Origin of the sequence: Streptomyces catenulae, assembly GCF_000718015.1 — a bacterium.
GTDB lineage: Bacteria > Actinomycetota > Actinomycetes > Streptomycetales > Streptomycetaceae > Streptomyces > Streptomyces catenulae.
This window is the reverse complement of record NZ_JODY01000001.1, coordinates 273343-295010: the sequence shown is the minus strand read 5'-3', so window position 1 is coordinate 295010 and position 21668 is coordinate 273343. Positions and strand designations below refer to the sequence as shown.

The window sequence follows — 21668 nt, the reverse complement described above, 5'->3', positions numbered from 1 at the left end:
TGAACGTTCCCCCGCCCGCCCCACCGTGAAAGGACCTGCACCATGACCGATCAGGACCGTGGGCCCGGATCCGCGACGCCTCCGGCGGGCAGCGACCTCGGGCGGCGGGTGAGGTTCCGGCGGTGCCGTCTCGGGCTGAGCCTGGCGGAGGTCGCGGCCCGCGCGGGCGCCTCGCCCGGCTACCTCCGGCACGTGGAGGAGGACCCGGCCGAACCGGGCGCCGAGTTCCTGCTGCGGCTCGCCGACGCGCTGGACACCACGGTGGCGGAGCTGGTGGGCGGGACCGTGGAGTTCCCGCCGGGGCTCGCCGGGGCCGCGGCCCGGCCCGAGGTGCTGGTGCTCGACACCGCGGCCTGCTGGACCCATCTGGGGACGCACGGCGTCGGCCGGGTCGCGGTGACCGTCGACGACGCCCCGGCGATCTTCCCGGTGAACTACACCGTCACCGACGGCGGGATCGCCTTCCGCACCGCCCCGGAGTCCGGACCGGCCGCGGCCGCCGGGGACCGGGCCGCGCTGGAGGTCGACCACCTCGACGACGCGTTCGGCGAGGGGTGGAGCGTCCTGGTGGTGGGCCCGGCCCGGGCGGTCACCGACCCGGCCGAGGACCGGCGGCTGACCGCGGCCGCCCACTCCGACCCCTGGGTGGGCGCGCGCCCGCTCTGGATCGCCCTCGACCCGGTACACCTCACCGGGCGCCGGATCCACGCGACGGGGCGGCCCGCACCGGTCTCCGCCTGACCCGGACGGGCCTGACCCGGACGGGCCTGACCCGGACGGGCCCGATCCGGACGGCGGGCGCAGGGCCCCGGACGGCGGGCGTCACGCCCCCACCCGTACCTCCTCCGCCACCGACACCACCCCGTCGACCCCGGCGCACATCCGGGTGAGGACGGGGATCAGGAGCGCGTCGTCCACCGTGCCGCGCAGCGTGACCTGGCCCTCGGTGACCTCGGCGGTGACGCCCGCGGCGCCGAGGCGGGCGAGGCGGCCGACGACCTCGTGGGAGATCTCCTCGCGGATCGCCCGGTCCCGCCGGAGGAAGACCCGTAGCAGATCGCTGCGGCTGACGATGCCCAGCAGCCGGTCCGTCTCGTCGACCACGGGCAGCCGCTTCACGTTCTGCACCTGCATCAGCCGGGCGGCCTCCACCACCGTCCACTCCGGGTGGGCGCAGACCGCGGGGGCGGACATGAACTCCCCGGCGGTGCGGCCCTCGGCCCGTTCACGCTCCCACGCCTCCAGATGCGGCAGCGGGGTGCGGCCGGTCAGATCGGAGCGGTCGGCCACCTTCCGCAGCAGATCGGCCTCCGAGACCATCCCGGCGGGCCGACCGAGACCGTCGAGGACGGGGACGGCGCTGACCGCGTGGTCGTCGAGGATCCGCGCGATCTCCTTGAACGGCGTCTCCAGCCGGACGGTCACCACCTTCCGTGTCATGAGTTCACCCACCGTGCGGTGCTCCATGACCTGCTCCTTTCCGCCGCGGCTCCCGCGAGGGCCCGCGGGGTCCGCCTCTCCAGCATGGCCGGGCGGGCGCCGGTGCGGTATGAGCCGGTCGGCCCTCCGGCCGGGTCCCGGGCAGGGACCTGCGGCCCTGGTACGGGCGGGCCGGAGCGGCGACCCTGGAGGGGACCGGCCGTGTTCGCCGGAACCGGCCGTCCGCCGTCCGTCCAGGAGGTGCCGGTGTCCGCTCCCCCTCTCGACGACACGCTGGTGAGGGCGCTCGTCGCCGACGCCGTCACCGCGCCGTCGCAGCACAACGCCCAGCCCTGGCGGTTCCGGTACACCCGGGCCGACCGCACGCTGACCCTCGCCGCCGACCCCGAACGCGCCCTGCCGCACACCGACCCCTCCGGCCGCGCCCTCCATCTGGGCTGCGGCGCCGCGCTGCTGAACCTGCGGGTCGCCGCGGCCCACGCCGGGCTGCCCGCGGCGCCCGTCCTGCTGCCCGCCCCGGAGCGGCCCGACGTCCTCGCCTCCGTACGCCTCGGCGCTCCCGCCGGGCCCGGCGACGCCGACCCCGTCGACCCCGACCTCGCCGGGCTGCACCCCGCGGTCCGCGCCCGGCACACCAGCCGGCTGCCCTACACCGACCGGGAGATCCCCCCGGCGGTGCGCGCCGCGCTGCTGGCCGCCGCCGCGGCCGAGGGGGCGTGTCTGTCCTTCCTGACCGGACCGCACCGGGAGACCGTCCTCGACCTGATCGAGCAGGCCGAGGGGTACAACCGGATGGACGAGGCCCGCGACGCCGAACAGCGCCGCTGGACCCGCGCGGACACCGGCGGGCCACCGGCCGACGACGGCGTCCCCGAGTACGCCTTCGGGCCCCGCTCGCCAAACGCGGCGGCGCCGGTCCGGGACTTCGCCGGGCGGCGGGCCCAGCCGGACCGCGCCTACGCCACGTTCGAATCCCGTCCCCAGCTCGCGACGTTGAGCACCGCCGACGACGCCCCGGCCGACTGGCTGCGGGCGGGACAGGCGCTCCAGCGCGTCCTGCTGCGCGCCACCCGCCGCGGGCTCGTCAGCTCCTTCGCGACCCAGCCCGTCGAATGGCCCGAACTGCGCTGGCTGCTGCGCGACCCGGTGTCCGGCACCGGCCATGTCCAGATGATCCTGCGCCTGGGCTACGGCCCCGAGGGGCCCGCCTCCCCCCGGCGGCCGGTGGAGCAGGTGCTGACGATCGTGCCGTGAGCCGCCCGCCGTACGAGGAGGAGCCATGGAACCGGAAGTGATCACCGTCGGGCTGGACGGCAGCGCCGAGAGCCTGGCGGCGGCGCGGTGGGCGGCCGAGGAGGCCGAGCGGCGGCGGGCCGTACTGCGGCTGCTGCACGCCTGGATCCTGCTGGCCGCCGAAGGGCCGGACACCCCGCCGGACCGCGATCAGAACGCCGGTGCCCGGCGCCTCGTGGAGGACGCCCTGGCCGAGGTCCGCACCGACCATCCGGACCTGCGAATCATCGAGGACCTGGTCGGCTCCGAGGCCGTACCGGCGCTGCTGCGCGCCGCGGAGGGCTCGCAGCTGCTCGCCCTCGGCTCCCGGGCCCTCACCGCGTGGGAGAGCTATGTCCTCGGCGACGTCAGCCTGGAGGTGGTGGGCCGGGCCGACCGTCCCGTCGTCCTCGTCCGGGAGGGTTGGTCCGGGCGTCCGGCGTTCCGCGGCGCCGGGGCGGAGGACGTGCCGTCGCCCGCCCCGCACGTGGTCGTCGGGATGGGGCTGACGGCCCCCTGTGACGCCCTGCTCGCCTTCGCCTTCGACGCCGCGGCGCGCCGCGGTCTGCCGCTGCACGCCGTGCACGGCCGGGCCCTGCCCGTCACCGCCTACGCGCCCTGGGGCATCGACCCCGAAGCCGCCGGGCAGTTCGTCGGGGAGCGGGAGGAGACGCTGCGGGAGACGTTGCGGCCGTGGCGGGAGCGGTTCCCCGGGGTCGAGGTGGCGATGACGGTACGGCCGGAGAACCCGACCCGGGCCCTGGTGCACAGCGCGCCCGGAGCCGTCCTCCTGGCGGTCGGCCGTCGGCGGCGGCACGCCTTCGTGCCCCGGGTGGGGCCGGTCGCGCACGCCGCGATGCACCACGCGGCCTGCCCGGTGGCGGTCGTCCCGGACGAGGGGGCCGCCTGACCGGTGTCCCGCTGCGGCGGGGCCGGGTGTGACGGAAGCTGGGGGAAGGGCGTGCACGGGCACGCCGTCCCGGTGCGCCGGAAACCCGTCCCGCGGAGGTCGCCATGGAAAACCGGCAGCAGGACCACGGACGCATCGTCGTGGGTGTCGACGGCTCGGAGCCGTCCCAGGAGGCGCTGCGCTGGGCGCTGCGCCAGGCGGAGCTGACGGGGAGCACCGTCACCGCGGTGATGGCGTGGGAGTACCCGCCGCTCTACGGCTCCGTCGGCTGGATGGACACGCCCCAGGACTTCCGGACCTCGCTGGAGCAGTCGGCGGGCCAGGAGCTGGACGAGGCGCTCGCGAAGGCCGTCCGGCCGGGGTCCGGGCCGCCGGTGGAGAAGTTCCTCGGGTACGGCACGGCCGCCGGGGTGCTGCTGGAGGCGGCCCGCGGCGCCGATCTGCTGGTCGTCGGCAGCCGCGGGCGCGGCGGTTTCACCGGGGCACTGCTGGGCTCGGTCAGCCACCACTGCACGGCGCACGCCCCGTGCCCGGTGGTCGTCGTCCGGGAGACCGAACCGGCGGCGGAGGAGAAGTAGGGCGCGCGGCTCAGCCGCCGCTCCCGGGCTCCGGTGCGGTCGGCGGCTCCGCCAGCAGCCGGGTGCGGAAGAGGTCGAGGACCTGGTCGAGGGCGGCGCGGGTCGGCTGGCCCGGCGCGTCGATCAGATGCTCCGTCACGACGGAGTGCGGCGCGGCGAGCGCCTCCGGGGCGGCGTCCTCGTCGTCCAGTTCCACGGCGACGAACGCGTCCCCCAACTCGCGGCGCAGCGCGTCGAACCGCTCCCCCGGTACGAAGCGGTCGCCGCGGAACCGCATACCGAGGACGCGCAGCTCACCGCGGGCGCAGCGGTCCTTGACGACGGCCAGCTCCGCCGGGGAGATGTCGATCGTGCCGCGCCGCCCGGCGGTGACCGGCAGCGGCAGCGAGGGCTGGGAGAGGACGGGGGCGAGCAGCCGCTCGTCGGTGGCCATGGCGAGGGCGAAGCCGCCGGTGGCGCACATGCCGATCGCGCCGACGCCGGGGCCGCCGCACCGCCCGTGCTCGTGGGCGGCGAGCGCCCGCAGCCAGTCGACGACCCGGGAGCTGCGGCCGGTGGCGAGGAGCGTGAACTCCCGGCTCACACAGAGCTTCAGGAACGTGGACCCGACGTACGCCCGGGCCCGCAGCGGGCCGTGCGCCGACGGGTGCGGGTCGCGTCCTGGCGTGCCGAACAGGACGGGCAGCACGGCGGTGCACCCCAGGGCGGCCACCCGTTCGGCGAACCCGAGGACCTTGGGCGTGATGCCCGGCATCTCGGACATCACGATCACGGCGGGCCCGGTGCCGCGGCGCAGCACCTTCCGGGTGACGCCGTCGTGCGTGAAAGTGGTCCGCCCGAATCCTTCGAGCCCGTGATCCGCCATGGTCGCCTGCCCCTCCGATGCCGTCGCCGATACCGCGATACCTCGTACGAAGAACCGCGCCCCGGGGGGCGCCTGACCCGACGGTGCCAGCGACCCGCCGTCCGTGTCCCCGTTTTCCCGCCTCTGCGACGTACGCCACGTGACCGCGCCCCCGGCGTACGGGCACGACACGCGCGCCGGGTCCCACCCCGTGCGCGCCGGGCCGGGAGACGATGCCCGGCAGGGTCCGGCAGCGGCGCCGGGACCCGCCGGGAAGGCGAGCGATGGGCGCAGAGCGGAACGGACGGGCGCGGGCCCGGGGCGGCGGGGCGGTGGAGCAGCCGAACCTGGTCGCACCGGCGGACGTCCCGTCGCTGTCCGCGCGGTTCTGGGTGCTGGTGGTGGCCACCGGGGTGCTGGCGGGGCTGGCGGGCGCCGCGCTGATGGCGCTGCTGCACACGGCGGCGTATCTGACGTACTCCTACCGCTCGGGGAGTTTCCTGGCCGCGGTCGAACGGGCGGGCGCGGGCCGCCGGGTGGCGGCGCTGGCCGCCGCCGGGGTGGTGGCCGGGGCCGGGTGGTGGCTGCTGCGGCGGTGGACCGGGCCCGGCGGTTCGGAGGTGAGCCGGGCGCTGTGGCGGGACGAGGGGCGGCTGCCGCTGCGGCGCAGTCTGGGGACGGCGGTGCTGTCCGTGGTGATCGTGGGCATGGGCGCGTCGCTGGGCCGGGAGGCCGCGCCACGGCTGGCGGGCGCGGCGCTCGCCTCCCGGCTGTCCGACTGGGCCCGGCTGAACACCGCGCACCGCAGACTGCTGGCCGCCTGCGGCGCCGGTGCGGGCATGGCGTGTGTCTACAACGTGCCGCTGGGCGGGGCGCTGCTCACCCTGGAGGTGATGCTCGGCGTCCTGTCGCTGCGGCTGGCGCTGCCCGCGCTGGCCACCTCGTGCGTGGCGACCGCGGTCTCCTGGGTCGTGCTTCCGACGGGGCCGACCTACCGGCTGCCGCAGGTCCCGCTGTCCGCGTCGCTGCTCGTGTTCGCCCTCGTGATCGGCCCGTTCGCCGGGTGGGTGGCGGTCGGCTGGGTGCGGATGATCCGGATCGCGCACGGGCTGCGGCCGACGGGGTGGGGCCGGTGGGCCGGGCCGCCGCTGGTGTTCACCGCGGTCGGCGCGCTGGCCGTGCCGTACCCCGAACTGCTCGGCAACGGCAAGGACATCGTCCAGCTCACCCTGGGGGCGCAGTTCGGCGCCGCCACCCTGGTGGCGCTGTTCCTGCTCAAACCGCTCGCCACCGCGGGCAGCCTGGGCAGCGGCGCCAGCGGCGGGCTCTTCACCCCGACGCTCGCCACCGGTGCGCTGCTCGGTTCCCTCGCCGGGCAGGGCTGGACGCTCGCCTGGCCGGGCCCGGCCGCGGGCTTCGCGATCATCGGCGCGGCGGCCGTCCTCGCCGCCGCGATGCAGGCGCCGATCGCCGCCGTCGTCCTGGCGCTGGAACTCACCCGCACCCTCGACGCCCTGATGGTCCCGCTGCTCTTCGCCGTCACCGGCGCGGTGCTGGTCTCCCGGCGGCTCGACACCCCGTCGCTGTACTCGGTACGGCTGCCCGCCCAGTGACCGGGGGCGTACGGCGGCGGGCGCGCGCCCGGCGTGGCGTGCCGCCGCCACCGGGCGCCGCCCGGTAGGACACTTCCCCATGGACGAGCACACCGGACAGCGGCCGGGCGAGCGGGGCGGCTGGTACAGCGCCGGGGTGGGCGGTGTCGGCGCGGCGAGCTTCTTCAGCGACTCCGGGCACGAGATCGCCACCGCCGTGCTGCCGGGCTTCCTCACCGCCACCCTGCACGCCTCCCCCGGGGCGCTCGGCGTGGTCGAGGGCGTCAGCGACGCGCTCACCGGGGTCGCCAAACTGGCGGGCGGCCCGCTGGCCAACTCTCCCGCGCGCCGGGCCCGGATCGCCACCGGCGGCTACCTCGGCACCGCGCTGGCCACCGGCGCCCTCGGTCTCGCGCAGTCGGTGGGGCAGGTCGGCGTGCTGCGCGCCACGGCGTGGGCCTCGCGCGGTATCCGGTCACCGGCCCGGGACGCGCTGCTGGCCTCCCTCGCCCCGCCGCACGCCTACGGACGCGCCTTCGGCCTGGAGCGGGCCGGGGACAACCTCGGCGCGGTCGTCGGCCCGCTCCTCGCGGCGCTGTTGGTCTCCGTCATCGGTATCCGCGCCACGCTCTGGTGTGCGGCGCTGCCGGGTCTGCTGGCGGCGGTGGCGATCACCTTCGCCGGACGTGAGGCCCGCCGCACCCTCGCGCAGCCGTCCGCCCGGCACCGTCTCCGGCTCCGCCTGGGCGATCTGCACCGCGCCGGGATGGTCCGGGCGCTGCTGCCGGTGGCACTGTTCGAGTGCGGCAACATCGCGGTCACCCTGCTCATCCTGCGCGCCACCCAACTCCTGCACCACGGCGCCCGCGATCTGGCCGCCGCCACCTCGCTGGCGGTGCTGATCTACGCGGCGCACAACGCCCTCGCCGCCGCCGTCGCCTACCTCGGCGGCCACTGGATCGACCGGGCGGGCCCCCGTACCGCCTTCGCCACCGGCGGGCTCCTCTACCTGGCGGCGTACGGCATGTTCGCCGTCCCCTGGCACGGCTGGGCGCCGCTGCTGGCCGCCTTCGTGCTGGCGGGCAGCGGTATCGGGCTGGTCGAGCCCGCCGAGTCGACGCTGGTGGCGGGGATGCTCCCGGACGCGCTGCGCGGCAGCGGCTTCGGGCTGCTCGGACTCGTCCAGTCCCTCGGCGACTTCGCCTCCTCGGCGGTGGTCGGCGTCCTGTGGACGGCCTTCGGCCCGGCGGTCGGCTTCGGCTACGCGGCGGCGTGGACCGGCGCGTCGGCGGTGGCGGTGTGGGCGACCGGACGCAGACGGCGGTGACCGCGGCGGGCGGGGCGTCCCGGGGGCCGGGCGCCGTCCGTCGGGGTCACCGCCGCGGTGCGCTCAGGCGGCGGGCGGCTGCGCGCCGTTCAGCCGGGCCAGCAGCCGTTCGGCGAGCGGCCGGGCCGAGGCCGGGTTCTGGCCGGTGAGCAGCCCGCGGTCCTCGACCAGGTGCTCCGCCCAGGGGGCGGGTGCGGACGAGAAGTGGGCGCCCTGACGGACCAGCGACTGCTGCGAGGTCCACGGCAGGACGTCGAGCAGCGCCACGTCCTTCTCCTCGGCGTCGGTGAACGACGTCATCCGGTAGCCGCGGAAGAGCCAGTCGCCCTGTGCGTCGGTACAGGACAGCAGCGCGGCGGGGCCGTGGCAGACCGCGGCGACCGGGCGACCGGCCCGGTAGGCACCGGCCAGGATGCGGCCGCAGTGCGGGTCGCACCAGAGGTCGATCATGGGGGCGTAGCCGCCGGGCACGAAGACGGCGTCGAAGTCCTCGCCGCGGATCTCCTGCAACGACGCGGGGGCGGCCAGCCGTTCGCGGTGTCCGGCCACGGCGTCGCGGAGCGCCTGGCACCCCTCCGGGGTGAGGCCGGTGCCCTCCGGGGTGAAGCCCGACGGGTCCGGCTCGGCGGGCCGTCCGTCGGGGGTCGCCGTGGTGATCTCCACCCCGGCGCCGTCGAAGACCGCCAGCGGTTCGGTGACCTCCTCGGGCCAGAAGCCGACGGGCTGGGTTCGGCCGTCGGTCAGCGGCATCCGGGTGGCGGCGGACAGCATCACGAGAATGCGGTGCATGAGTCTTCCTCTCTGACGGGGCCCGGGGCCCGAAGGCCCCGGGCGGTGCGGGTGGTCAGGACCCGTCGAACGGTCCGGTGTCCTCGACGTACAGGCCGAGGGCGCGGAGGAGGGGGGACTCGTCGGCGGAGAACAGCACGGCTTCGCCGGTGCCGCTGCGGTTGGTGTGGTGGTGCCGGGCCCAGGACGGGACGCAGAAGGTGTCGCCCGCCGACCACTCGAAATCGGTGCCCTCGATGGTGGTCGTGCCCGTGCCCTCGGCGACGACGTAGACCACGGCGCCGGTCCGGCGGTGTGTCAGGGTCCGCTCCCCGGCCCGCAGGAGCTGGAGCCGGCAGCCGGTGGTCGGGGTGACCGGGCCGCCCGTCGACGGGTCGGCGTACTCCAGGACCACCCCGTCGTGCGGGTCGTGGTGCCCGGCCCGGGCGGCGTTCTCCAGGGACTCCCGGCACTTCTCCCACGGGTAGGAGTACAGCGGGGAGCCCTCGTGGCGGCGGCGGGTGTCCGGCAGCAGCAGCCCGCCCCAGGTCGCGTGGGTGTCGCGGCGCGGGGTGGTCGGCAGGTGGGTGCCGTCGGGGTGCAGCTCGAAGAAGTTGGCGCCGAGCGTGTTGACCAGCGGGTCGTTGGTGAGGTCCTGCCAGATGACCAGGCCCTCGTCGGCGTCGTTGCCGTGCTCGTGCCAGCGGCGGCTCGGGGTGATGATCACGTCCCCGGTGCCGACCTCGACGCGGTCGCCGTCGACGGCGGTCCAGCCGCCGTGCCCCTCGTGGACGAAGCGGACGGCCGACGCCGCGTGCCGATGACAGGTCATCGACTCGTGCGGCTTGAGCGCCTGCAGCCCCGAGTAGAGGTGCCCGCAGGCCGCCTCGTACTCCCGGTGCCCGGGGTTGAGGTGGGTGAGGACCCGGAGCGCCGCCGCGTCGCCCTTGACGAACTCAGCGGCCTCCTCCACGAACGGCCGCAGATTGGCGTACCGCCACATGCAGGGCAGGGACTTGGGGGCCGGGGTCCACGGCAGGTCGTCGTTCACCGCCGACCAGCGGCCCACCGCGTAGAAGGTGCCGAGGCGTTCCGCGAAGGTGTCCGGGTTTGCCGTGGCGGGGGGTGAGACCGTCACAGGTCGCCGCCCTCCTTCCGCGCCGCGTCGGTCAGCTCGTCCCAGAGCGCGTCGACGTCCTCGGCGCGGGTGTGGATGTTGCCGATCGAGACGCGGATGACGTAGCCGTCGCCGGTGACCGTGTGCGAGACGAACGAGCGGCGTCCGGCGTTGACGCGGTGGTGGATACGGCGGTTCAGGTCGTCGGTCGCCGCGCGGTCCAGGCCCTCCGGCGCGTACCGCAGGCAGACCAGCGGGAACGGCGTGTGCCCGTTGGTGACCTGCCAGTGCGGGGCGGTCCCGGCGGCGGTCCGCAGCCGGTCGGCGAGGCCCGCGGAGGCGGTGAGGCGGGAGGCGATCCCGTCGGTGCCGAAGCTCTTGAGGATCCACCACAGCTTCAGCGCCCGGAACTGCCGCCCCAGTTGGAGGGAGTAGTTCATGAAGTCGACGCTGCCGTCCTCGTGGCGCGTCGTCAGATACTCGGGGACCAGCCGGAAGGTGTTGGTCAGCGCGTCGCGGTGGCGGGAGAGCAGGGCGCTCGCCTCCATCGGACAGAGCAGCACCTTGTGCGGGTTGGCCACCAGCGAGTCGGCCACCGCCAGCTCCGGCAGATGCGGCCGGACGGGGTCGGCCAGCCGCCAGAAGCCGCCGTACGCCGCGTCGACGTGCAGCCAGACGCCGTGCCGGGCGCAGAGGTCGGCGATGTCGGCGAGCGGGTCGATGCCGCCGGTGGAGGTGGTACCGACGTTGGCGACGACGGCGAGCGGCCGGTACCCGGCCGCCACGTCCGCGCGCAGCCGGGCGTCGAGGTCGGCCGGGTCCAGGCTGCCGTCGGGCCGGGCGGGCAGCCGCACCACGTTGTCCAGGCCGAGGCCCAGGGTGATGGCCGCCTTGTCGATGCTGCTGTGCGTCTGGTCGGAGGTGTACACCCGCAGCACGGGCCCGCCCGCGAGACCGGTGCGGCGGACGTCGAGACCGGTGAGGTGCTCACGGGCCGCCGCGAGGGCGTACAGCGTGGCCAGGGAGGCGCCGTCGACGAGTACGGCGTCGCCGTCGGCGGGGTAGGCCAGCATCTCGCAGAGCCAGCGCAGCACGGTGGACTCCACCGCGGCGGCGGCCGGTGCCGCGTCCCAGAGCATCACATTGACGTTCAGGGCCGCCGCGGCGGTCTCGGCGAGGATCGCCGGGCCGCTGGAGCTGTTGGAGAAGTACGCGTGGAAGCGGGGGTGGTTCCACTGCGTCAGATGCGGCCGGACGTCCCGCCACGTCTGGTCCAGGACGTCGGCGAAGTCCTGCGGGCCCGTCGGCAGCGGCTCGTCGAAGAGCTGGTGGATCTCCTTCGCCGACCGGTCGGTGGTCACCGGCTGGGTGCGTAAGGAGGCGAAGTGCTCGCTGAGCCGCTTGAGGAGCAGCTGCCCGTTGCGCTCCAGCTCCTCCGGTGTCCAGTCGCCGACCGCCGCGGGCGTCCCGGCGGACGGTGCGGAGCGGTGATCAGTGGTGGTCATGGTCGACCTCCACCGGGAGCTCCACCGCGTAGCGGACCTCGCGGGGGCGGGTGCAGTACTCGGCTATCAACGGCGCGACCAGGGACTCTTCGGACTTGAGCAGATCGGCGTGGTCCTCCGCGCTGCGCCAGGGGTAGACCCAGGTCACGACGCGCGGGTCCTCGCGGTCCTGGAGGAAGGTGGCGTGGCCGTTCCAGCCCGGGTGGTGGTGGGCGTTGTCGCCGAGCGCGTCGTCGATGAGCTGCATGGTGCGGGTGGCCTGCTCCGCGGCCTTCTCGGTCAGGTACCAGGTTTCCACGATGGTGAAGGACATGGTCTCTCCTCTACTTTCCGCTGGTGGCGAAATATTCCTGCAGCAGGGATGTGCCGCCGGGAACGAATTTCTCGCAGATGAGCTTGTGGTTGGCGCGGTTACGCGACTGCTCCCGCCACAATTCGCGGGCCGCGTCGTTCACTTCGTCCGGCGCCCGGCCGTCGCGTGCGGCCTTTTTCAGCGGGGTGCGGACGGTTTTCAGCAGACCGAGCATCCGCTCATGGTCGGCGTTGAACTTCCCGGAGAACCCGGGGCTGACCCACGGCGGCTCCATCGCAGGTCGCAGCAGGCCGTGGTAGGCACCGGCGGGGAAGTCCGACGCGTACTGCATCGAGGCGGTGGAGGCGCGGTAGAGACGGGTGAGGGTCTCCAGCAGCCGTCGGCAGGTGGCCCATTCCTCGTTTTCGAGCGCGGTGTGCAGCGCGAGGAGATGGGAGTTCATCATCGTGAGGTGGAGATGGAAAACGTGATGGCCGAGTTTCCATCTACGGATGGCGATTTCCTGGTCGCTGGTCAGTTTCATGCCGACATCCTTTGATCTCGGCGCCCGATTCCGGGCACCACTGAAGTACGGAGGTCACGGTGAACTTTCGAGCGGGCTGAAGGAAATGCGCTACCGGTCGGCGGTGAGCGTCAGGGCGTGCTGGAGGAGGAGATTCATCCCGTCCAGCAGGTCGGCTCGTTCCGCCTCGCCCAGGCTGGAGTCCTGCAGGTCGTCGGCGACCTTGCGGGTGACGGCGAGGGCCTGCTTGGCCCAGGCGGCGTCGGAGACGTCGTCGTAGTGGATACGGAAGAACGCGTCGTACTCGTCCGGGCCGCTGAGCTTCCCGGGGGCCATGCCGTCACGGGGCAGGCTCACCGGGGCGATGAGGCCGTGGTCATCGGCCGATAAGTGGTCCATCTCTTCTTTCCCTTTCCAGTGCGGGCGCGCGTTTCGCCCACGCCGTCACGCGCGTGGGGGGCGCACCACAGGCTTTCCGAGGGGGGTTACCGGTCCGTGCCGTCGCGGTCCTACGCGGGACGCGCCGTCGGCTTGGTCCGGGGGGTGCGGTTGCTGGTCCACACCGCCGCGATCACCAGCGCGCAGCCGCCCAACTGGGTCAGAGTGGGCGTCTCGCGGAGGATGAGGAGGGCGAACGCGATCGCCATGACCGGCTGGAGGAGCAGCAGCGCCGCCGCGGTGTTGGGCGGGAGCTGCGGCCCGCCCTTGCTGATCAGCAGCCAGGCCGCGACCTGGCCGAGGAGGGCCAGGGCCACGATCCAGCCCCACGAGGCGGCCGGGACCGCCAGCGGCAGCCCGGTCGTCAGCAGGCTGATGACGCCGGAGCTGACCGTCGCCGCGGCCGTCGAGACACACACCGGGGTCACGACGTGCCGGGGCGACCGCTGGCCGCAACGGCGGATCAGATACAGGTACACCGCGTAGGCGGTGCCCGCGCCGACGCCCAGCAGCGCCCCCCGCACGGGGTGCACGGCCTGCGCGCCGGAGTCGATGACGCCGCCCGCCAGCGTGATGCCGATCAGCATCAGCGGACAGGCCAGCAGGAAGCGGCGCGTCACCCGTGTGCCGTCCCAGACCCGGGCCAGCAACGGGAAGACGATCACCTGCACATTGATGAGGACGGTGGACACGGCGGCGCCGATGTCCAGAATGCTGAGTGTCCACATCACGTAGTCGGCGCCGAGGAACACGCCCGCGAGGATCGCGTTCCGGTGCAGCGCGGCGGGCATCCCGCCGCGTCGGCGGAGTTCGTACACGCACATCGGTACCAGCGCGAGCAGGGCGATGGCGCAGCGCAGGAAGGCCGCGGTGCCGGCGTTGACGTCGGCCAGCTTGACGAAGACGGCCGACATCGAGAGGCAGGCGGCCCCTCCGATGATCAGGGCGGCTGCCTTCGTCTGGGTGGCCGAGGTCTCCGGGGCACGTTCGGGGGCGGGGGTTCGGGGCTTCGGTGCGGCTTCCACGTCAAGCAGCCTTCCACTCAAGAAGCGACAGCACTACTTACTGTTTGTTCGCTGTATTCATTAGCCTTCGCACATGGTGAGTTGGGAGAGAATGCGTGTCTTCGACGCGGTGGCACGGCTGGGCTCGGTCCGCGCGGCCTCCGAGGCCCTGCATGTGACGGGCCCCGCCGTCTCGCAGCATCTGCGCCGCCTGGAGCGCGAGGTGGGCTGTGCCCTCGTCGAACGCGATGGCCGGGGCATCCGTCTCACCCACGCCGGGCGGGTCCTGGCCGCGTCCGCCAACCGGATGGCCGAGACGGCGTCGCAGGCCGACTCGGACCTCGCGGCGATCAGCGGCCTGGTGGCGGGCCCGCTGCGGGTGGGCGCGGTCGCCTCGGCGTTACGTTCGCTGCTACCGCAAACCCTGCTGGCCCTCACGGAGTCCTATCCGCGCCTGGAACCCGAGGTTCAGGACGGCGAGGCGTCGGACCTGCTGCCGGATCTGGAGGCGGGCTGGCTGGACGCGGTGGTGATGGAGAGCTGGACCCACGCCCCGGCCCGCGTCCCCCCGGGCGTCCTCACCCACCCCCTGGTCCGCGAGAACGCGCTGCTGGCCGTCCACGAGCGCCACCCGCTCGCGCATCTGTCGGAAGTCCCCCTCAACAGCCTGCACGGCCTCGTCTGGACGAGCTGCCCCGCCGGCAGCGACACCCATCAGGCCCTCGTCGAACTGCTGCGCCGCCACGCGGTCACCGACATCCGGGTCCGCTACTGCGTCGCCGACTACAGCACCCAACTCCAGCTGGTGGCCGCCGGTCTGACCACCGCCCTGGTCCCCCGCATGGCCGTCCCCGCCCACCACCCCGGCGTACGCCTCATCCCCTGCCGCCCGGCCGTCACCCGCACCGTCTGCGTGGCCACCGCCCCTCGCTCCCAGACCCCGGCCGTCCAGGCGTTCATCGCCGGAATGGCCCGCGCGGCGCACGGCACGGCGCCGGGACATCTGCCCCCACCGGCCGGGCCGTGGCGCTGCCCCGACGAGGAGTCGACCCGGAACTGACGGCACGCCACGGACCGGCGGCTCACCCCTCCGCGGCGTCGGCGAGGGCGGCGGACAGCCGACGGCGGAGCGGCACCAGGTGCGTGTCCGCCTCGGGGCAGACGTCCACGAGGGTGTTCATGACGGCGAGGAGTTCGAAGAGCTGGCCGGGTGGCGGCTGGGCGGCGAGGAAGGCGGTCAGGCGGCGGTCCGCCTCTTCCCAGTGGGGCATCAGACAGTGGGCGAGGACGAGGTTGCCGAGCGTCGGCACACTGGGATCCCCCGGCGCTGTGAGCCCGGACTCCAAGATCGCCACGGCTCGGGTGAGGACCTCGTCCCGGGCCGGGTCGTGGCGGGCGTGCAGTACCACCGCTCGTTCGTAGTGGGCCCACCCGTTGTCGGGATGGAGCGCGACCGCTCGGGTGAGGTCGGCCAACGCCTCGTCGTACCGCCCGGTGAGGCGGTGGAGCAGACCTCGGGCAACGAGGGCGGAAGCCTTGTCCGGTTCGGCCTCCAGGGCGCGGTTCAGGTCGTCCAGCGCCGAGGCGTGGTGCCCTTCCAAGCGGCTGGCGCCCGCCCGCTCCACGAGGGCCGACGCGTCCGCGGGAGCGCTCTCGAGGAGGCGGGTGCAGTCGGTCACGCACGCGTCGAAACGGCCGAGGAGATGGTGGGACCAGGCCCGGTTACGGAGCGCCCAGGTGTAGTCGGGATCCCTGTCGAGCGCCTCGTCGTAGTCGGCACAGGCCCTCGCATGGTGGCCACGAGACGCGTGGAGCAGCCCACGGTTGACGCGGGCCCAGTTGTAGTCCGGGTCGATGTCGAGGGCCCGGTCGAAGTCCGCGAGGGCTTCCTCGTACCGGCCCATGGCACGGAGAGTGTTACCGCGGCAGGTCAGGCCGAAGGCGTTGTCCGGTTCGATGTCGACGGCCCGATCCAGGTCCGCGAGGGACTCCTCGTACCGCTTCGCGTCGTGGTGGAGGGCGCCGCGCGACCGCAGGCCCCCGGCGTTGTCCGGGGCGAGGGCAAGCCCTCTGTTCAAGTCGTCCAGCGCGGCATCGAGATCGCCCCTTCTGCGGTGCAGCCCGCCGCGGTAGCGAAGGATCCAGGAATCACCCGGGTCGATGGCAGCGACCCGGTCACAGTCGGCGATGGCCTCCTCGTACTGCTTGAGGGCGACATGTGTCATGGCGCGCTGGGTCAGCGTCGACGTGCTGTCGGGGTGGGCTTCGGCAGCCCTGGTGAAGTCGTCCAGGGCCTCCTGGTACCGGTGGGCCTCGCGGTGGACGAACGCCCGTCCGCGATAGGCCCGGTCCCCTTCCAGCCCCAGTTCGATGGCCCGGTCGTAGTCGATCATCGCCTGCTCGAACTGCTCGGCCGTGCGGTGCTCCTGACCGCGCAGCGCATGCGCGAGCGCCCTGCTCCGGGAGTCGAGGGCACTCCGTGAGAGCAGGAAGGTGAGGGCGGCGATGGCGGGTTCCGGCCCGTCCAGGGCGGTACGCAGGCGGTGTCCGACCTCGGTGAGGGTGGTGGCGTCGGTGTCCTCGGCCGCCCGTGTGACCGTGTCGGCCCAGCGGCGGAGGGTGGTGAGGCCGTGGCGGCAGGCGCTGACGAGTTCGGCCAGGGTGTCGGGGAGTGCGGCGCGGGGGTCGGCGCACAGGCGGTGGTAGGTCTCGTGGAGGCGGGCGGCGCGCCAGCGTTCGTCCTTCCAGTCCGCCGCGCTCGGGCCCGCGTCGCCCTCGCTCTCCTCGCGCTGCCGCCGGAAGGCGTCGGCCAGGCGGGTGTGCCGCTCCCGCCACCGCTCGGGGGACTGCTGGCGTTGCAGGCGCAGCATCGCGTTCCGTACGACGTCGTGGTAGACGCAGCGGCCCGCGTGGTCGCGGACGAAGGCCAGTGAGCGCAGCCAGGTGAACAGCTCCCCCGCCGCGCTCTCCGCGTCGCCGATGGCGGTGCGGCAGATGTCCTGGTCCAGCTCCAGAGGGAGGGCGCAGGCGAGGGCTGCGGCGCGGCGGGCCGGGTCGGTCTCCCATTTCAGGAAGCGTTCGACGGCGGTGCCGCTGGGGTCGCCGACCTCGGCGGGGTCGGTCGGGCGGGTCTCGGCGAGCATCGAGACCAGCACCGGCAGCCCGCCGGAGAGGGTGAGGATCACCTCCACGACGCGTTCGTCGGTGACGCCCTTGGCGGCCAGCAGATGGCGGGCCTCGTCCTCGGTGAAGACGTCGAGGGGGAGGTCGGTGACGAGGTCGAGCCAGTCGCCCCAGCACCGTGCGTCCAGCCGTGACTGACCGGCGAGCAGAACCATGACGTTGGCGGGGAGTTCGCCGTAGCGGTCGCTGACCAGGAGGTCGCGCAGCCAGGTGTCCAGCCGGGGGCCGGTCCGTTCGTAGGTGTCGAAGAGCAGCACGACCCACGGCCGGTCGCGGGCCGCTTCGGTCAGGTGCCGGAGGAGGACCGGGGTGAGGACCGGGAGCGGGGAGGTGACGAGTTGGACGTCCTCGTGGTTGCGGAGGTGGGCGCTGAGCACCGCCTTGAGCCGGTCGGCACCGGCCGCGACCTGTTGCGCGCCGACCGCGCCGGTGAAGGCGCCCAGCCCCGGGACCATTCCCGCGCCGACGAGGCCGACCTGGGCGAGGATCATGCTCGACGGTGACGGCGCCGCGGCGTCCGGCGCCCCCGCGGCCGCCTCGGCCTCGGCGAGGCTGGAGTCGGCTTCGTGCCGCCGTTGCCGGTAGGCCGCGAGCGCCTTGCCCAGCTCCTTCGACGGCGCGCCCTGCGCGGCGAGCTGGGTGCTGATGGACTCCATCGCCTCGACCGGATCGGCCACCGCCTCGTCGACATAGGCGGTGAGCGCGCCCGCCTGCCGGGCGGCGCTCTCCAACTGCCGCGCCAGCGTGGACTTCCCCACGCCACCGGGGCCGTGGATGTGGAAGAGGAACTGCGTGGCCTCCTCCGGCACCTGCCCCAACGCCTCCTGGAACTGCGCCTGTTCACTGCGGCGCCCGACGAATCCGCTGCGGCGCCGCCGCCTGATCAACTCCTGCCGTGAAGGCCCCCGACCCGCCACCCACTACCTCCCCGCCCGCGGCCAGCACCCGCCATGCTGTCACCGCGGCCACGGGAGAGGGCCGGAATCCGGAACTTCGGAGGGCGTCCGCGGTCCTACGGGTGCCTCACCGCGCCCGTCGGGTGCGGCTGCCCCGCCGTCCCGGCACAGCCGTCCGGCCGAGGTGGCGAGGGAGTAGGGTCGCTCGGGCGGGTGGGAAGGTGTGTCGGCTCACGACGTGCCCGTGCCGCCGCCGTCGGCGTGCGCCGGTCCGCCACGACCGGCCCGGAGCGCCTCGCCCCGGCGGAGGGCATGCGGGGCGGCGCCGCCGTCACCGCGCCCCCGGCAAGGTCCACGCCCTCCGACCGCTCCCTCCGTCTCCTACGTCGGCCACGCGTCGGCGCAGAAAGCACGACTGCCATGACTCGCGCGAAAACGTCCGTCATATCCGCTCCCGGCATGGTGCACCTGCTCCTGCTGGTGTTCTTCTGTTTCTCGGGCTTCGCCCTCCTGCTGCCGCTCTCCCCGCAGTGGGCCGTGCACGGCGGCGCCGACGAGTTCGGCGCCGGGCTCGTCACCGCCACCCTGATGGCCACCACCGTGCTGGCCCAACTCCTGGTCAGAACGGCGCTGCGCAGGCTGGGCTGGACCCGCACCCTCGCCCTGGGGGCGCTGCTGCTCGGCCTGCCCGCGCCGGTGCAGGCGCTCGGCGACAGCCTGTGGGTGATCCTGCTGACCACCGCCCTGCGGGGGTTCGGCTTCGGCATCCTCACCGTGTGCGGCTCCAGCGCCACCGCGGCCCTGGCGCCGCCCGGGCGCCGCGGCGCCGCCACCGGACTGTACGGCCTGGTGCTCTCGGTGCCGCAGATGGTGCTGACCCCGGCGGCCCCGGCCCTGGCCGCGGCGCTCCCCCTCCCGGTGGTCCTCGCCTGCGGTGCGCTGCCCGTCCTCGCCCTGCCGTTCACCCGCGGTCTGGGGCGCGCGGTCGACGCCTGCACCGGGGCGCCCGCGGCGGAGCGGGCGGCGACCGGCGGCGACCCCACGGCCGGGGTGCTCCGCCGCATCCTGCTGCCGCTGGTCACGCTGTTGCTGGTGACCTCGGCCGGTGGCGCGGTCCTGACGTTCACCCCGCAGTTCGCCGGGCGTCCGGCGTCGGCGGTGACGGCGCTGTTCCTCTTCACCGCCACCGCGGCGGTCGCCCGTTGGGGCTGCGGGGTGCTGGCGGACCGCTTCGCGCCGCGCCCGTTGGTCTGCACGCTGCTGGTCGGGGGCGGCGCGGGGCTCGCGCTGGTCGCCGTCGCCGTCCGCTCCGGCCACCCGCCGCTCGCCGTGCTGTTGGCCGGGCTCGTCCTGTTGGGTGCCGGGTACGGAGGGCTGCAGAGCATCACTTTCGTCCAGGCTTTCGACCGGGCCGGGCCCGGGAACCGGCACACCACATCCGTCGCCTGGAACATCGGCTACGACTCCGGCACCGGCCTCGGCTCCCTGCTGCTCGGCCTCGCCGCCCAGGTGGCGACGTTCTCGGCCGGATTCGCCGTGCTGTCCGCCGCCATGGTGCTGGTCGCGGCCGTGGTCCTGACGGCGGGCAACGGGCCGCGCGGCAAGGGCACCGGGCCCGCGGGCGACCCGGCGGACGCGGACCCGGCGGACCGCGGTACCCGCCCGTCGCTCTCCGACCACTAGGCGGGAGGAGGGAGTCCGCCGCGCGGCCGGGGCCGGGGCTCCCCCACCGGCCGCGCCGCCGGACCCCCGTCCGACGGCTCTCTTCCGGCCCCGTACCGCCCGGGGGCTGGCCCCGGGCCGGGCGCGCGGCGATCATCTCCCCGTCGGGGCGGAACCCGGCGCCGAGAGATCCGCGGTGGTGCGTCGCGAAGGAGGTCCCGGTGACGACGGTGTGTCTGCTGGGCACGTTGGACACGAAGCACGAGGAGTACGGCTGGCTCCGCGACCGGCTCCGGGAGGCGGGGGTGACCGTCGTCCTGGTGGATGTCGGCGGATACCCCACCGACGTCCCGGCCGAGGTGTCCGCGGAGGAGGTCGCGGCGGCCGCCGGTGCGGATCTGGCGGCGCTGCGGGCCCGGCGCGACCGCGGCGCCATGGTGGCGGCCATGGCGGAAGGGGCCGCCCACACCGTGCGCCGCCTGCACGCCCGGGGTGCCATCGACGGCTTCCTCGCCCTCGGCGGCTCCAGCGGCTCCTCGATCGCCGCCGCGGCGCTCCAGGCGCTCCCCCTCGGCTTCCCCAAACTCCTCGTCTCCACGATGGCCTGCGGCGACGTTCGCCCCTACGTGGGCGAGACCGACGCCACCCTGATGTACGCGGTGGTCGATCTCGCGGGCCTCAACTCGGTGTCGGAACAGGTCCTGGGCAACGCTGCCGCGGCGATGGCCGGGATGGCGGCGGCGTACCGCCGCGGGCGGGCCGCGCCCCCGCGCACCCGGCCCGCCGTCGCCCTCACCATGTTCGGCGTCACCACCCCGGCGGCCGACGAGGCCCGGCACACGCTCGACGGACTCGGCTACGAAACCCTCGTGTTCCACGCCACCGGATCCGGCGGCCGCGCCATGGAACGCCTGGTCGCCGCCGGGCTGATCGCCGGTGTCCTGGACCTCACCACCACCGAGCTGGCGGACGAACTCGTCGGCGGTGTGCTGAGCGCGGGCCCCGAGCGGCTGACCGCGGCGGCGCGGCGGGGCGTGCCGCAGGTGGTGAGCGTCGGCGCCCTCGACATGGTCAACTTCGGCCCGCCGGAGACCGTTCCCGCCCGCTTCGCCGACCGTACGCTGCTGCGCCACAACCCCACGGTCACCCTGATGCGCACCACCGCCGCCGAGATGGCGGAGCTGGGCCGCCTCCTCGGCGCCAAGGTGGCCGCCGCCACCGGACCGTCCGCGATCCAGCTGCCGCTGCGCGGCGTCTCCGCGGTCGACGTGGCCGGTGGCCCGTTCCGGGACGAGGCGGCGGACGCGGCGCTCTTCGCGGCCGTACGCGACGCCACCGCGGGCACCGCCGTCGAGGTCCACGAGCGGGACGAGGCGATCAACGATCCAGGTTTCGGCCGGGCCATGGCGCGGAAGCTCCATCGCCTCATCACCCTCACCGAGGAGGACGACCGGGCATGACCGGAATGGACCGACAGCACGTACTGCGGCGACTGCGGGCGACCGTGGCCGCCGGGACCCCGGTGATCGGCGGCGGCGCCGGTACCGGCCTGTCCGCCAAGGCGGCCGAGGCGGGCGGCATCGACCTGCTCATCGTCTACAACTCCGGCCGCTACCGGATGGCCGGGCGCGGCTCCCTCGCGGGCCTGCTCCCCTACGGCGACGCGAACGCCGTCGTCGTCGACATGGCCGCCGAGATCCTGCCCGTCGTCACGGACACCCCCGTCCTGGCCGGGGTGAACGGCACCGACCCGTTCCGCCTCATGGGCCCCTTCCTCGACGACCTGCAACGGATGGGCTTCTGCGGTGTGCAGAACTTCCCCACGGTCGGCCTCTACGACGGCACCTTCCGCCGCCACCTGGAGGAGACCGGTATGGGCTACGCCCTGGAGGTCGACCTGATCCGCCGGGCGCACGAGCGGGATCTGCTCACCGCGCCCTACGTGTTCGACCCGGACCAGGCCGCCGCGATGGCGGAGGCGGGCGCGGACCTCCTCGTCCCGCACCTCGGCCTCACCACCAGCGGCACCATCGGCGCGCGGACCGCCCCCACCCTCGACGAGGCGGCCGCCCGCGTCCAGGCGATGCGCGACGCCGCCGTCCGCGTCAACCCGGACCTCCTCGTCCTCTGCCACGGCGGCCCGATCGCCGAACCGGCCGACGCCGCCCATGTCCTCGCCCGTACCGAAGGCGTCGTCGGCTTCTTCGGCGCCTCCTCCATCGAACGCCTCCCCGCGGAACGCGCCATCCGGGAACAGACAAAGGCGTTCAAGGGGCTGACGCTCTGAGCGGCACGGCGCCCCGGCCGGGTGTCCCGG

At 74.5% G+C, this 21668-nt stretch carries 20 protein-coding genes; 10 read left to right on the top strand and 10 right to left on the bottom strand.

Features of this window, described 5'->3' with window-relative positions; genetic code table 11:
• The first annotated feature begins 42 nt into the window (after nt 1-42).
• Nucleotides 43-741 carry a helix-turn-helix domain-containing protein gene (locus IF23_RS0101265; protein ID WP_030278780.1) on the top strand — a complete coding sequence of 233 codons (699 nt, stop codon included), beginning with the start codon at nt 43-45 and terminating at the stop codon, nt 739-741.
• Nucleotides 742-822: 81 nt separating this feature from the next.
• Here IF23_RS0101265 and IF23_RS0101260 read toward each other — a convergent pair whose 3' ends face one another.
• Nucleotides 823-1467 (bottom strand): CBS domain-containing protein, encoded by a 645-nt coding sequence (locus IF23_RS0101260; RefSeq protein ID WP_030278778.1) that lies wholly within the window; start codon nt 1465-1467, stop codon nt 823-825.
• Between the two features lie 219 nt (nt 1468-1686).
• Here IF23_RS0101260 and IF23_RS0101255 point away from each other — a divergent pair, with 219 nt between their 5' ends.
• From IF23_RS0101255 to IF23_RS0101245, 3 genes are all read left to right on the top strand, one after another.
• A complete protein-coding gene (locus IF23_RS0101255; protein ID WP_037677049.1) occupies nt 1687-2694 on the top strand; it encodes an Acg family FMN-binding oxidoreductase in 1008 nt (335 codons plus the stop codon).
• A 25-nt stretch (nt 2695-2719) separates the two neighbouring features.
• Entirely contained in the window at nt 2720-3622 is a 903-nt protein-coding gene (locus IF23_RS0101250; RefSeq protein ID WP_030278775.1) for a universal stress protein, read from the top strand.
• 104 nt (nt 3623-3726) lie between these two features.
• Entirely contained in the window at nt 3727-4200 is a 474-nt protein-coding gene (locus IF23_RS0101245) for a universal stress protein (protein WP_030278773.1), read from the top strand.
• A gap of 10 nt (nt 4201-4210) precedes the next feature.
• On the opposite strand, the gene IF23_RS0101240 is transcribed toward IF23_RS0101245, so the two are convergent.
• On the bottom strand, nt 4211-5065 hold the full coding sequence (locus tag IF23_RS0101240) for a dienelactone hydrolase family protein (protein ID WP_030278770.1): 855 nt from the start codon (nt 5063-5065) through the stop codon (nt 4211-4213).
• A gap of 263 nt (nt 5066-5328) precedes the next feature.
• Between IF23_RS0101240 and IF23_RS0101235 the strand changes: the two genes are divergently transcribed.
• Nucleotides 5329-6657, top strand: coding sequence for a chloride channel protein (locus IF23_RS0101235; protein ID WP_030278768.1), 1329 nt, complete (start codon nt 5329-5331; stop codon nt 6655-6657).
• Between the two features lie 79 nt (nt 6658-6736).
• Entirely contained in the window at nt 6737-7963 is a 1227-nt protein-coding gene (locus tag IF23_RS0101230; protein ID WP_030278766.1) for an MFS transporter, read from the top strand.
• Nucleotides 7964-8026: 63 nt separating this feature from the next.
• On the opposite strand, the gene IF23_RS0101225 is transcribed toward IF23_RS0101230, so the two are convergent.
• From IF23_RS0101225 to IF23_RS0101195, 7 genes are all read right to left on the bottom strand, one after another.
• Nucleotides 8027-8752 (bottom strand): type 1 glutamine amidotransferase domain-containing protein, encoded by a 726-nt coding sequence (locus IF23_RS0101225; RefSeq protein WP_030278764.1) that lies wholly within the window; start codon nt 8750-8752, stop codon nt 8027-8029.
• Between the two features lie 55 nt (nt 8753-8807).
• Complete coding sequence (locus IF23_RS0101220; RefSeq protein ID WP_030278762.1) at nt 8808-9869, bottom strand: cupin domain-containing protein; 1062 nt, start codon at nt 9867-9869, stop codon at nt 8808-8810.
• A complete protein-coding gene (locus IF23_RS0101215; RefSeq protein ID WP_030278760.1) occupies nt 9866-11353 on the bottom strand; it encodes a pyridoxal phosphate-dependent decarboxylase family protein in 1488 nt (495 codons plus the stop codon). The genes IF23_RS0101220 and IF23_RS0101215 overlap by 4 nt, the downstream gene beginning before the upstream one ends.
• A complete protein-coding gene (locus IF23_RS0101210; RefSeq protein WP_030278758.1) occupies nt 11340-11666 on the bottom strand; it encodes a hypothetical protein in 327 nt (108 codons plus the stop codon). The genes IF23_RS0101215 and IF23_RS0101210 overlap by 14 nt, the downstream gene beginning before the upstream one ends.
• A gap of 10 nt (nt 11667-11676) precedes the next feature.
• A complete protein-coding gene (locus tag IF23_RS0101205; RefSeq protein ID WP_030278756.1) occupies nt 11677-12189 on the bottom strand; it encodes a hypothetical protein in 513 nt (170 codons plus the stop codon).
• A gap of 90 nt (nt 12190-12279) precedes the next feature.
• On the bottom strand, nt 12280-12567 hold the full coding sequence (locus tag IF23_RS0101200) for a hypothetical protein (RefSeq protein WP_030278754.1): 288 nt from the start codon (nt 12565-12567) through the stop codon (nt 12280-12282).
• A 110-nt stretch (nt 12568-12677) separates the two neighbouring features.
• A complete protein-coding gene (locus IF23_RS0101195; protein WP_245654853.1) occupies nt 12678-13631 on the bottom strand; it encodes a DMT family transporter in 954 nt (317 codons plus the stop codon).
• Nucleotides 13632-13704: 73 nt separating this feature from the next.
• Here IF23_RS0101195 and IF23_RS0101190 point away from each other — a divergent pair, with 73 nt between their 5' ends.
• On the top strand, nt 13705-14670 hold the full coding sequence (locus IF23_RS0101190; RefSeq protein ID WP_078653710.1) for a LysR family transcriptional regulator: 966 nt from the start codon (nt 13705-13707) through the stop codon (nt 14668-14670).
• A gap of 22 nt (nt 14671-14692) precedes the next feature.
• On the opposite strand, the gene IF23_RS30815 is transcribed toward IF23_RS0101190, so the two are convergent.
• Nucleotides 14693-17680, bottom strand: coding sequence for an ATP-binding protein (locus IF23_RS30815; RefSeq protein ID WP_037676965.1), 2988 nt, complete (start codon nt 17678-17680; stop codon nt 14693-14695).
• A 468-nt stretch (nt 17681-18148) separates the two neighbouring features.
• Between IF23_RS30815 and IF23_RS0101180 the strand changes: the two genes are divergently transcribed.
• The 3 genes from IF23_RS0101180 to IF23_RS0101170 all read left to right on the top strand — a co-directional run bounded on the left by IF23_RS0101180 (nt 18149) and on the right by IF23_RS0101170 (nt 21638).
• On the top strand, nt 18149-19372 hold the full coding sequence (locus tag IF23_RS0101180) for an MFS transporter (RefSeq protein ID WP_245654852.1): 1224 nt from the start codon (nt 18149-18151) through the stop codon (nt 19370-19372).
• 200 nt (nt 19373-19572) lie between these two features.
• Nucleotides 19573-20811 (top strand): Tm-1-like ATP-binding domain-containing protein, encoded by a 1239-nt coding sequence (locus tag IF23_RS0101175; protein ID WP_030278744.1) that lies wholly within the window; start codon nt 19573-19575, stop codon nt 20809-20811.
• Nucleotides 20808-21638 carry a phosphoenolpyruvate hydrolase family protein gene (locus IF23_RS0101170; protein WP_245654851.1) on the top strand — a complete coding sequence of 277 codons (831 nt, stop codon included), beginning with the start codon at nt 20808-20810 and terminating at the stop codon, nt 21636-21638. Before IF23_RS0101175 ends, IF23_RS0101170 begins: the two co-directional genes overlap by 4 nt.
• Nucleotides 21639-21668: the final 30 nt, after the last annotated feature.

Coding starts and splice junctions, on each gene's coding strand:
- IF23_RS0101230 (WP_030278766.1), top strand. CDS start 6,737: ATGGACGAGCACACCGGACAGCGGCCGGGCGAGCGGGGCGGCTGGTAC.
- IF23_RS0101190 (WP_078653710.1), top strand. CDS start 13,705: ATGGTGAGTTGGGAGAGAATGCGTGTCTTCGACGCGGTGGCACGGCTG.
- IF23_RS0101260 (WP_030278778.1), bottom strand. CDS start 1,467: ATGGAGCACCGCACGGTGGGTGAACTCATGACACGGAAGGTGGTGACC.
- IF23_RS0101245 (WP_030278773.1), top strand. CDS start 3,727: ATGGAAAACCGGCAGCAGGACCACGGACGCATCGTCGTGGGTGTCGAC.
- IF23_RS0101205 (WP_030278756.1), bottom strand. CDS start 12,189: ATGAAACTGACCAGCGACCAGGAAATCGCCATCCGTAGATGGAAACTC.
- IF23_RS0101210 (WP_030278758.1), bottom strand. CDS start 11,666: ATGTCCTTCACCATCGTGGAAACCTGGTACCTGACCGAGAAGGCCGCG.
- IF23_RS0101225 (WP_030278764.1), bottom strand. CDS start 8,752: ATGCACCGCATTCTCGTGATGCTGTCCGCCGCCACCCGGATGCCGCTG.
- IF23_RS0101170 (WP_245654851.1), top strand. CDS start 20,808: ATGACCGGAATGGACCGACAGCACGTACTGCGGCGACTGCGGGCGACC.
- IF23_RS0101250 (WP_030278775.1), top strand. CDS start 2,720: ATGGAACCGGAAGTGATCACCGTCGGGCTGGACGGCAGCGCCGAGAGC.
- IF23_RS0101180 (WP_245654852.1), top strand. CDS start 18,149: ATGGTGCACCTGCTCCTGCTGGTGTTCTTCTGTTTCTCGGGCTTCGCC.
- IF23_RS0101240 (WP_030278770.1), bottom strand. CDS start 5,065: ATGGCGGATCACGGGCTCGAAGGATTCGGGCGGACCACTTTCACGCAC.
- IF23_RS0101265 (WP_030278780.1), top strand. CDS start 43: ATGACCGATCAGGACCGTGGGCCCGGATCCGCGACGCCTCCGGCGGGC.
- IF23_RS0101235 (WP_030278768.1), top strand. CDS start 5,329: ATGGGCGCAGAGCGGAACGGACGGGCGCGGGCCCGGGGCGGCGGGGCG.
- IF23_RS0101200 (WP_030278754.1), bottom strand. CDS start 12,567: ATGGACCACTTATCGGCCGATGACCACGGCCTCATCGCCCCGGTGAGC.
- IF23_RS0101215 (WP_030278760.1), bottom strand. CDS start 11,353: ATGACCACCACTGATCACCGCTCCGCACCGTCCGCCGGGACGCCCGCG.